Genomic DNA, 10,899 nt, shown 5'->3' with positions numbered 1-10,899 from the left:
ATCCATGCCCGTCACCTCCCTCCGCAAGCCCTGCGCTCGGCCTCCTGAAGTCGCAATCTGCGTCGCCTGAACTACCGCGCACTTAGAAGCAACGGCAACGGCAACGGCAACGGCAACGGCAACGGCAACGGCAAGAGCAAGGGCAAGGGCAAGGGCAAGGGCAAGGGCACTGTCAGAGCAGACATTTCGCCATTAAACAGCGGCATGACTTATCCGGCGATTAGGCCCGCGACTCAAATGCAAACCTTCAGGCATAAAAAAATACCGCACTGTCACCAGTGCGGTATTTTTCAGGTAAAGCCTGAACGATCAACGCTCCAGCAGAATCCGCAACATGCGGCGCAGCGGTTCGGCGGCGCCCCACAGCAGCTGGTCACCCACGGTGAACGCGCCCAGGTACTGCGAACCCATGTTCAGCTTGCGCAGGCGGCCAACCGGGATGTTCAGGGTGCCGGTGACCTTGGTCGGGGTCAGCTCCTGCATGCTGATTTCACGCTGGTTCGGCACCAGCTTCACCCAAGGGTTGTGCTGGCTGATCATGCCTTCGATGTCGGCGATCGGCACGTCCTTGTTCAGCTTGATGGTCAGCGCCTGGCTGTGGCAGCGCATGGCGCCGATGCGCACGCAGATGCCGTCGACCGGGATCGGGCTCTTGAAGCGACCGAGGATCTTGTTGGTTTCGGCCTGGGCCTTCCACTCTTCGCGGCTCTGACCGTTCGGCAGTTCCTTGTCGATCCACGGGATCAGGCTGCCCGCCAGCGGCACGCCGAAGTTCTCGGTCGGGAACGCTTCGCTGCGCATGGTCTCGGCAACCTTGCGGTCGATATCGAGGATGGCGCTGGCCGGGTTGGCCAGGTCATCGGCCACTGCCGCGTGGGTAGCACCCATCTGCTTGATCAGCTCGCGCATGTTCTGCGCGCCGGCACCCGAAGCCGCCTGGTAGGTCATGGCGCTCATCCACTCGACCAGACCGGCCTCGAACAGGCCACCCAAGCCCATCAGCATCAGGCTGACAGTGCAGTTGCCACCGATGTAGTTCTTGGTACCGGCGTCCAACTGCTGGTCGATGACCTTGCGGTTGACCGGGTCAAGGATGATCACCGCGTCATCCTGCATGCGCAGGGACGAAGCGGCGTCGATCCAGTAACCCTGCCAGCCGGCTTCACGCAGCTTGGGGAAGACCTCGTTGGTGTAGTCGCCGCCCTGGCAGGTCAGGATCACGTCGAGGGTCTTGAGTTCTTCAATCGAATAAGCGTCCTTGAGGGGCGCTGTATCCTTGCCCACGTTCGGACCCTGGCCACCAACATTGGAGGTAGTGAAGAACACCGGCTCGATAAGGTCGAAATCCTGCTCCTCCAGCATCCGCTGCATGAGCACGGAACCGACCATACCGCGCCAACCGATCAGACCTACACGTTTCATCGCAACTACACCTTTGCTAAAAGTGGGCCGCCACCGGGAATTTTGGGGGGCGGGCCAGAGAGATTACAGATTCCGCAGCGCTGCGACTACTGCGTCGCCCATTTCCTGCGTACCAACTTTGCGGCAGCCTTCCGAGAAGATGTCGCCGGTACGCAGCCCCTGGTCCAGAACCAGGCTCACGGCCTTCTCGATCGCCTCGGCGGCAGCCGACTGATTGAAGCTGTAACGCAACATCATCGACACCGACAGAATGGTCGCCAGTGGGTTGGCGATACCAAGGCCCGCGATGTCCGGTGCCGAGCCGTGGCAAGGCTCGTACATGCCTTTGTTGTCGGCATCCAGAGACGCCGAAGGCAGCATGCCGATGGAACCGGTCAACATGGAAGCTTCATCCGACAGAATGTCACCGAACATGTTGTCGGTCACCATCACGTCGAACTGTTTGGGGGCACGCACCAGCTGCATGGCAGCGTTGTCGACGTACATGTGGCTCAGTTCCACGTCCGGGTAGTCCTTGGCCACGTCTTCGACCACTTCACGCCACAGCTGGCTGGAGGCCAGAACGTTGGCCTTGTCCACCGAGCACAGCTTCTTGCCGCGCACGCGGGCCATGTCGAAGCCGACACGGGCAATGCGGCGCACTTCGCTTTCGCTGTACGGCAGGGTGTCGTAGGCCTGGCGTTCGCCACCTTCCAGCTCGCGCTGGCCACGCGGGGCACCGAAGTAGATGCCGCCGGTCAGCTCACGGACAATGAGGATGTCCAGGCCCGACACGATTTCCGGCTTCAGCGACGAGGCATCGGCCAGTTGCGGGTAAAGGATGGCTGGACGCAGGTTGGCGAACAGGCCCAGTTGCGAACGGATCTTCAGCAGGCCGCGCTCCGGGCGAATGTCTCGCTCGATCTTGTCCCACTTCGGCCCGCCAACAGCCCCCAGCAGCACCGCATCGGCCTTGCGCGCACGCTCCAGGGTTTCGTCGGCCAGCGGCACACCGTGCTTGTCGATGGCGGCACCGCCAATCACGTCGTGCGCAAGGCTGAAGCCGAGCTGGAACTTGTCGTTGGCCAGCTCCAGTACCTTGACCGCTTCGGCCATGATTTCCGGGCCGATACCGTCACCTGGGAGAATCAGAATCTGCTTGCTCATGCTTTCCTCTATCCATTCACGCGGTGCGGCCAAGCGGGCCCCACCGAAAACTGCTTAACGCTCGGCCCACAACACCAGCACATCCGTGCTGAATGAGCCGTCGGCCTCGATCTGGTAATACTGCCGTACTTCTTCGCCCATGGCTTGCTGCAACTGGCGGATGGCCACGCGCATCGGCTCGGGGGTGCGCATGCGCTCAACCCAGGTGCTCCACTCCAGGCGCAACGGTTGGCGGGTGTGGCTGCGCACGTGCAGGCCGGCTTCGCTGACCTGGCGTTGCCACTCGGCGGCGGAGTAGTCGCGCACGTGGCTGGTGTCGCGCAGCACTTCGACCGTTTGCAGGTAAGTGTCGAGCAGCGGGCTGCCCGGCGACATCACGTCGATGAACGCCGCCACACCACCGGGCTTGAGCACCCGGCGCACCTCGCGCAGGGCCAGGCCCAGGTCGCTCCAGTGGTGTGCCGAATAACGGCTGAAGACAAAGTCGAACGACGCATCGGCGAACGGCAGGCGTTCGGCAGCGCCGCGTTCGGTCATGATATTGGCCAGACCACGCTCGGCGGCGGCGCTGGCGACCACGTCGAGCATGGACTGCGAGAGGTCGTAGGCGACCACTTCGGCAACCAGCGGGGCGACGTGGAAGCTGACATGACCGGCACCGCAGCCCAGGTCCAGCACGCGGGCATGGGCCTGCCCTGCCAGCTCAGCCTGCAGCAGGGCGAATTCACTGCCTTGGGCGTGCACGGCGCTGCTGAGGTAGGCGCTGGCCTGCTCGCCGAACTGGCGTTGGACCACATCGATGTGCTGGGTGCTGGTCATGTCTCGTTCCTTTAGATTTTTGTTGCCTGTGCCGGCCTCTTCGCGGGTAAACCCGCGCCTACAACGACCGCGTAACCCTCTGCCCGCGAAGAGGCCCGCACTGTCACCTACGAACTTCAGGCATCACGGAACAGCCAAGGCTGGCTGGCGCGGTGCTTGCTTTCGAAGGCCTTGATCGCGTCGCTGTCCTGCAGGGTCAGGCCGATATCGTCCAGACCGTTGAGCAGGCAGTGCTTGCGGAATGCATCGATTTCGAAGTGCAGCACCTTGCCATCTGGGCGGGTCACCGCCTGCGCCTGCAGGTCGATGGTCAGCTGGTAGCCCGGGTTGGCTTCGACCTGTTTGAACAGCTCGTCGACTTCCTCATCGCTCAGAATGATCGGCAGCAAGCCGTTCTTGAAGCTGTTGTTGAAGAAAATGTCGGCAAAGCTTGGCGCAATGATGCTGCGGAAGCCGTACTCGTCCAGCGCCCAAGGGGCATGTTCACGGCTGGAGCCGCAACCAAAGTTCTCCCGCGCCAGCAACACGCTGGCGCCCTGGTAGCGCGCGTGGTTGAGCACGAACTCCTCGTTGACCGGGCGCTTGCTATTGTCCTGGTAGGGCTGACCCACGTCCAGGTAACGCCACTCGTCGAACAGGTTCGGGCCAAAGCCGGTGCGCTTGATCGATTTCAAGAACTGCTTTGGGATGATCTGGTCGGTGTCGACATTGGCACGGTCCAACGGTGCGACGAGGCCAGTGTGCTGGGTAAAGGCTTTCATGCTGCGCTCCCTTGGATCAACTCGCGGACATCGATGAAGTGGCCGGCTACCGCGGCAGCGGCGGCCATGGCCGGACTGACCAGGTGGGTACGGCCACCGGCGCCCTGACGGCCTTCGAAGTTGCGGTTGGAGGTGGACGCGCAATGCTCGCCGCTTTCCAGGCGGTCCGGGTTCATCGCCAGGCACATCGAGCAGCCTGGTTCACGCCATTCGAAACCGGCTTCGAGGAAGATCTTGTCCAGGCCTTCACGCTCGGCCTGGGCCTTGACCAGGCCCGAACCTGGCACGACGATGGCTTGCTTGACGCTGGCGGCCACCTTGCGACCCTTGGCGATTTCCGCCGCAGCGCGCAGGTCCTCGATTCGCGAGTTGGTGCACGAGCCGATGAACACACGGTCCAACTTGATGTCGGTGATCGCCTGGTTGGCGGTCAGCCCCATGTACTTCAAGGCACGCTCGATCGAACCACGCTTGACCAGGTCGGCTTCGGCCGCCGGATCCGGTACGCGCTGGTCGACGGCCAGAACCATCTCGGGCGAAGTGCCCCAGCTGACCTGTGGCTTGATCTGGCTGGCATCCAGCTCGACCACGGTGTCGAATACGGCATCGTCATCCGACACCAGGTTTTTCCACGATTCGACCGCTTGCTTCCACTGCTCGCCCTTCGGCGCGTACGGGCGCCCTTCGACGTAGGCAACGGTAGTGGCATCGGTCGCCACCAAGCCAACGCGGGCACCGGCTTCGATGGACATGTTGCAGATGGTCATGCGGCCTTCCATCGACAATTCGCGAATGGCACTGCCAGCGAATTCCATGGCGTGACCGTTGCCACCGGCAGTGCCGATCTTGCCGATCACGGCCAGGACAATATCCTTGGCGGTGACGCCGGCCGGCAATTGGCCTTCCACGCGCACCAGCATGTTCTTCATCTTCTTGGCGACCAGGCACTGGGTGGCGAGCACGTGCTCGACCTCGGAGGTGCCGATGCCGTGGGCCAGGGCACCGAAAGCGCCGTGGGTGGAGGTGTGCGAGTCACCGCAGACCACGGTCATGCCCGGCAAGGTGGCGCCCTGCTCCGGGCTGATGACGTGGACGATGCCCTGGCGCTCGTCATTCATCTTGAATTCGACGATGCCGTATTCGTCACAGTTCTCGTCGAGGGTCTGCACCTGCAGGCGCGAAACCTGGTCGACGATCGCCTCGATACCGCCCTTGCGCTCTGGCGTGGTCGGCACGTTGTGGTCCGGCGTGGCGATGTTGGCGTCGATACGCCACGGTTTGCGATTGGCCAGGCGCAGGCCTTCGAAGGCCTGGGGCGACGTCACTTCGTGGATGATGTGGCGGTCGATGTAGATCAAGGACGAGCCGTCATCACGGCGCTTGACCTCATGGGCTTCCCAGAGTTTGTCGTAGAGCGTTTTGCCAGCCATCAGACTGTTCCTCATCAGCGTCTTTCTATGCCAAAGACCCCTTGGCTTGTACGGACGATGCTAGGGGGTTAGATTGAATAACTCAAATTCATAATTTTTATGCTTTGGATAACCCAAAGGAATACGACACCATGGACCTGGCCAACCTCAGTGCCTTCATCGCCATTGCCGAAACCGGTAGCTTTTCGGGCGCAGCCGAACGCCTGTTCCTGACCCAGCCGGCCATCAGCAAACGCATCGCCGGCCTGGAGCAGCAACTGGACGTGCGCCTGTTCGACCGCCTGGGCCGCGAGGTAACCCTGACTGAAGCCGGGCGCGCACTGCTGCCGCGGGCCTACCAGATCCTCAACGTCCTGGATGATACCCGACGGGCGCTGACCAATCTGACCGGGGCCGTGAGCGGTCGCCTGACCCTGGCCACCAGCCACCACATCGGCCTGCACCGCCTGCCCCCGTTGTTACGGACTTTCACCCGCCAGTACCCCGCAGTGGCACTGGATATTCAGTTCATGGATTCGGAACAGGCCTACGACGAGATTTTGCATGGCCGCGCCGAAATCGCCGTGATCACCCTGGCGCCCGAGCCACACCACTTGGTCAAGGCCGTGCCGGTGTGGGATGACGCCCTGGACTTTGTCGCCGCCCCCGAGCACCCGCTGGCCAACAACCAGGCGGTCAGCCTGGCTGACGTCGCCCGCCACCCGGCGGTATTTCCCGGCGGCAATACCTTTACCCACCATATTGTCCAGCGCCTGTTCGAAAGCCAGGGCCTGACGCCGAACATCGCCATGAGCACCAACTACCTGGAAACTATCAAGATGATGGTATCGATCGGCCTGGCCTGGAGCGTGCTGCCACGCACCATGCTCGACGAACAGGTTTCACCCATCGCTTTGCCCGGCATACAGCTGTCGCGCCAGCTAGGCTACATTCTGCACACGGAGCGTACGCTATCGAATGCGGCCAGGGCATTCATGGCCCTGCTCGACAGTCACTCAGGGCCCGCATGACTGGCTGTCAGCCAGCTATTCCGATTCCAAGGACACGTCATACGCCAAAGGTCTGGTACCGATGCCCAAATCAGCAAACCGCTTTTTGCGCCTGCCGCGCATACCTGCAGCTGATCCCCAGGAGTCCGAGCAGGCCTGGCAGAACGCCCCGCAACTGCTGGCAGCGCTCAACGGTGCGCGCCTGGGTGCCTGGCTATGGGATATCGAAAGCGGCAGGGTCAGTTGGTCGCGGGGCACCCAGGCCCTGTTCGGTTTCGATCCACAACGGCCACTGCCCGCCGATATCGATTACCTCGACCTGCTGCCCGAGGAGGACCGCGCCCGCACGCGTCAGGTGTTCCAGGCGGTGGTCAATGGCGAGCCGGTGGAGCAAGCCATGCGCCACCGTATCCGCTGGCCGGACGGCAGCCTGCACTGGCTGGAGATCAACGGCAGCCTGACCCACGACCCGCACGGCCGACCGCAGATGATCGGCGTGATCCGCGAGATCACCCGCCAGCGCGAACGGGAAACAGCACTGATCAATTCGGAAAAGCGCTTCGCCACGCTGTTCCACCTGAGCCCCAACGCCATTTTGCTGACCCGTCGCCACGATGGCATGATCTTCGAGGTCAACCAGCACTTCGAAAACATGTTCGGCTGGCCCGGCAGCCAGGTGATCGGCAAGACCAGCCTGGAACTGGGCCTGTGGGTCAACCCCGAACAGCGCCACCAGATCATGGAGTCGACCCGCGCCAACGGCGGCCCGTTGATCATGGAGGTGCAATTTCGCGCGACCAGCGGCAAGGTGCATGACGGCATCCTGTGCACCCAGGGCATCGAGCTGGAAGGCGTGACCTTCCTGATCAGTACATTCGTCGACACCACCGAACGCAAGCGTGCCGAGCAGGCCCTGAAGGACAGCCAGGAGCGGCTGGACCTGGCCCTGGACTCGGCGCAACTGGGCACATGGGACTGGCACATCCCAAGCGGCATGCTCTATGGCTCAGCCCGCGCGGCGCAGCTGCATGGCTTGCCGCCCATCCCTTTTCATGAATCGTTCGATGCGTTCTTCGAAGGTGTGCCTGAGCAAGAGCGCAACTCGATGCGACAGGCCTACCGCAGCCTGCGCGAAGGGCCTGCCGGCAACTATCAGATCACCTACCGGGTGCAGCTGGAAAACGGCACTTCACGCTACATCGAAAGCCGCGCGCGGCTGTACCGCGACGACCAGGGCATCCCCCTGCGCATGGCGGGCACCTTGCTCGACATCACCGATCAGGTGGAGCGCGAACAGCGCCTGAGCGCCTCGGAAGAGAAGTTTGCCAGCCTGTTCCAGGTCAGCCCCGACCCGATCTGCGTCACCCGCCAGGACACTGGCCAGTTCATCGAGATCAATCCGGCGTTCACCCAGACCTTCGGCTGGAGCAGCGAGCAGGTGCTTGGGCGTACCGCAGAGCAAATCGGCCTGTGGGCCGAATCCGTCGAGCGCGCCAAACGTATCGAGCAGGTGATCCGAGAACAGGCCTTGAGCAACGTCGCCGTGGTACTCAATCACCGCAATGGCGCCCCGATGACCTGTGTGATTTCCAGCCGCCTGATCACCGTCGACGACCAGCCCTGCAGCGTGACCACCCTGCGCGACATCACCCAGCAACAACGCGCCGAAGCCGCGCTGAAGTCCAGCGAGGAAAAGTTCGCCAAGGCCTTCCACTCCAGCCCCGATGCCATCACCATCACCGAACGCCACAGCGGCCGCTACCTGGAGATCAACGACGGCTTCTGCCGCCTGACCGGCTACAGCACTGCCGACGTGATCGGCCACACGGTGTATGAGATCGGCATCTGGGCCGACGACAAGCAGCGCAGCGCGCTGCTGGCCGAATTGCACGAGCGCGGCCGGGTACACCACCGCGAGATGCTCGGGCGCAACAAGCGTGGCGATATCCTCACGGTCGAGGTTTCGGTGGAACCGATCACCCTCAACGAAGTGGATTGCCTGCTGCTGACCGCCCGCGACGTCAGCCAGCTGAAGAACGCCCAGGCGCAGATACGCCACCTGGCCTATCACGACCCGCTGACCAACCTGCCCAACCGCGCCTTGCTGATGGACCGCCTGAGCCAGCAGATCGCCCTGCTCAAGCGTCATAACCTGCGTGGCGCCCTGCTGTTCCTCGACCTCGACCACTTCAAGCACATCAACGATTCGCTGGGCCACCCGGTGGGCGACACTGTGCTGAAGATCATCACCGCCCGCCTTGAGGCCAGCGTGCGCCTGGAGGACACCGTGGCGCGTCTGGGGGGCGACGAATTCGTGGTGCTGCTCAGCGGCCTGGAAGGGAGTCGCGAACACGTGGAGGAGAAAGTGCGCGAGCTGGCCGACACCCTTCGCGAACTGCTGGCCGAGCCAATGTCACTGGATGGCCAGCGCCTGCAGGTAACGCCCAGCATCGGCGTGGCGCTGATCCCCGACCACGGCACCACACCGGCCGACCTGCTTAAACGTGCCGATATCGCCCTGTACCGGGCCAAGGACTCCGGTCGCAACACCACACAGCTGTTCCACACCACCATGCAGAAGGCCGCCAGCGAGCGCCTGCGCATGGAAAACGACCTGCGCCTGGCCCTGGCCCGTGGCGAACTGGCGCTGCACTTCCAGCCGCAGGTGGATGCCCGCGACAACCGCATCGTCGGTGCTGAAGTATTGCTGCGCTGGCACCACCCGCTACTGGGCCAGCAACCGCCCTCGCAGTTCATTCAGGTACTGGAAGAAAGCGGCCTGATCCTGGAAGTTGGCAGCTGGATTCTCGACGAAGCCTGCGACGCCTGCGCCCGCATGCTCACCGACGGGTTGATCGACGCTGATGATTTCAGCCTGTGCGTGAACATAAGCCCGCGACAGTTCCGCCAGAACGACTTTGTCGGGCGGGTGCTGCGCAGCCTGGACGATTACCGCCTGCCGCGGCAGATGCTGACGCTGGAAATCACGGAAGGCATCGTCATCCAGAACCTGGAGGACACCATCAGCAAGATGCGCGAGCTGAAGCGCTACGGGGTAAGTTTTGCCATGGATGACTTCGGCACCGGCTATTCCTCGCTGACTTACCTGAAGCGCCTGCCGGTCGATGCGCTGAAAATCGACCAGAGCTTCGTGCGCGATGCACCGGTCGACCCCAACGACGCAGAAATTGTCCGCGCCATTGTCGCCATGGCACGCAGTCTGGACCTGGCGGTGATTGCCGAAGGGGTAGAGCTGACCGAACAGCTGGCGTTTCTCGAGCGGCTGGGGTGCCATCTGTACCAGGGTTATCTGCACAGCCGGCCATTACCGTTGCTGGAGTTTCGGCAGATGTTGCTGGAGGCGCCGGCAGATTACTGATCGCATGACGGCCGCGCGCCTACACGGGACCGCGTGAGAAGCACGAAAAAGGGCACCTCTGGAGGTGCCCTTTTTTCAGTGCCGCGCGGTCAGTTCAGCGCTGGTTTTTCGCTATTGATCGGAATGCGCTTGGCCTTGGCTTCTTCAGGCACGATGCGCAGCAGGTCGATGCTGAGCAGGCCATTGGCCAGGCCGGCAGCCTTCACTTCGATGTGATCTGCCAGGCGGAACGACAGCTTGAAGGCGCGTTGTGCGATACCCTGGTGCAGGTAGGTCACTTCAGCGGCGCTATTGTCGCGCTTGCCACCGGTCACGGTCAGGACACCTTTTTCGACCTGCAGGTCGAGGTCCTCTTCCTGGAAACCAGCTGCAGCAACCACGATGCGGTAGTGGTCATCGCCATGCTTTTCCACGTTATAGGGCGGGTAGCTGCTACCGGCCTCGTTACGTGCCGCGGATTCGAACAGGTCGTTGAAACGGTCGAAACCAACGGAATGACGGAACAGTGGAGCAAGAGAGAAAGCAGTAGTCATGGTCATAAACTCCTGAGATTCAGCAAGTAAGTCATTACGCGACCCGGCTTCGGCATCGCGTACTCAAAAGATATGGCCGAGGGAAACGCTTTCAAGGGGCAAACAGAAAAAATTTGATTTTTTTGCACGGGGCCTGATGGCCTATTTGCCGGTAAACCCGCCCCTACGACGACCTGTGCCGAACCACCGATGCGCGTGTGTGTAGGAGCGGGTTTACCCGCGAATACGGTGGCGGCGGCAACGGTGAACGGCCGGTGGAAATTGGCCAGCAGGCCCGGCCCTTTCGCGGGTGAACCCGCTCCTACGACGACCTGTGCCCAACCACGGATGCGTGTGTGTTTGTAGGAGCGGGCTTGCCCGCGAATACGGTGGCGGCAGCAACGGTGAACGGCAGGTGGTAATTGGCCAGCAGGCCCGGCC

General features: G+C 62.4%; 9 protein-coding genes. 2 read left to right on the top strand and 7 right to left on the bottom strand.

Features of this window, described 5'->3' with window-relative positions:
• Positions 1-309: 309 nt before the first annotated feature.
• The 5 genes from asd to leuC form a co-directional block, all read right to left on the bottom strand.
• A complete protein-coding gene (asd, locus tag ACTJJN_RS26670; protein ID WP_003247195.1) occupies positions 310-1,422 on the bottom strand; it encodes an aspartate-semialdehyde dehydrogenase in 1,113 nt (370 codons plus the stop codon).
• Between the two features lie 63 nt (positions 1,423-1,485).
• A complete protein-coding gene (leuB, locus tag ACTJJN_RS26665) occupies positions 1,486-2,568 on the bottom strand; it encodes a 3-isopropylmalate dehydrogenase (protein ID WP_003247194.1) in 1,083 nt (360 codons plus the stop codon).
• A gap of 54 nt (positions 2,569-2,622) precedes the next feature.
• The gene (locus tag ACTJJN_RS26660; protein WP_019752210.1) at positions 2,623-3,387 is read right to left on the bottom strand and encodes a class I SAM-dependent methyltransferase; all 765 of its coding nucleotides are present in this window, start codon (positions 3,385-3,387) and stop codon (positions 2,623-2,625) included.
• A gap of 116 nt (positions 3,388-3,503) precedes the next feature.
• On the bottom strand, positions 3,504-4,148 hold the full coding sequence (gene leuD / locus ACTJJN_RS26655; RefSeq protein WP_004576935.1) for a 3-isopropylmalate dehydratase small subunit: 645 nt from the start codon (positions 4,146-4,148) through the stop codon (positions 3,504-3,506).
• Positions 4,145-5,578: a 3-isopropylmalate dehydratase large subunit gene (leuC, locus tag ACTJJN_RS26650; protein ID WP_088513104.1), complete on the bottom strand. Its 1,434-nt coding sequence runs from the start codon at positions 5,576-5,578 to the stop codon at positions 4,145-4,147. Before leuC ends, leuD begins: the two co-directional genes overlap by 4 nt.
• A 131-nt stretch (positions 5,579-5,709) precedes the next feature.
• Between leuC and ACTJJN_RS26645 the strand changes: the two genes are divergently transcribed.
• Positions 5,710-6,588 (top strand): LysR family transcriptional regulator, encoded by an 879-nt coding sequence (locus ACTJJN_RS26645; protein ID WP_161775419.1) that lies wholly within the window; start codon positions 5,710-5,712, stop codon positions 6,586-6,588.
• Between the two features lie 61 nt (positions 6,589-6,649).
• Positions 6,650-9,946 carry a bifunctional diguanylate cyclase/phosphodiesterase gene (locus ACTJJN_RS26640; protein WP_060539031.1) on the top strand — a complete coding sequence of 1,099 codons (3,297 nt, stop codon included), beginning with the start codon at positions 6,650-6,652 and terminating at the stop codon, positions 9,944-9,946.
• A gap of 89 nt (positions 9,947-10,035) precedes the next feature.
• On the opposite strand, the gene ACTJJN_RS26635 is transcribed toward ACTJJN_RS26640, so the two are convergent.
• Both ACTJJN_RS26635 and ACTJJN_RS26630 read right to left on the bottom strand, forming a co-directional pair.
• Complete coding sequence (locus ACTJJN_RS26635; protein WP_003247188.1) at positions 10,036-10,479, bottom strand: Hsp20 family protein; 444 nt, start codon at positions 10,477-10,479, stop codon at positions 10,036-10,038.
• A gap of 2 nt (positions 10,480-10,481) precedes the next feature.
• Positions 10,482-10,899: hypothetical protein (locus ACTJJN_RS26630; protein ID WP_440781776.1), on the bottom strand; the 418-nt coding region annotated here is incomplete at its 5' end.

Source organism: Pseudomonas sp. 22515, from assembly GCF_052044625.1.
In the GTDB taxonomy this organism is placed as follows: Bacteria; Pseudomonadota; Gammaproteobacteria; order Pseudomonadales; family Pseudomonadaceae; genus Aquipseudomonas; species Aquipseudomonas alloputida.
This window is presented reverse-complemented; position numbering and strand designations above follow the sequence as displayed.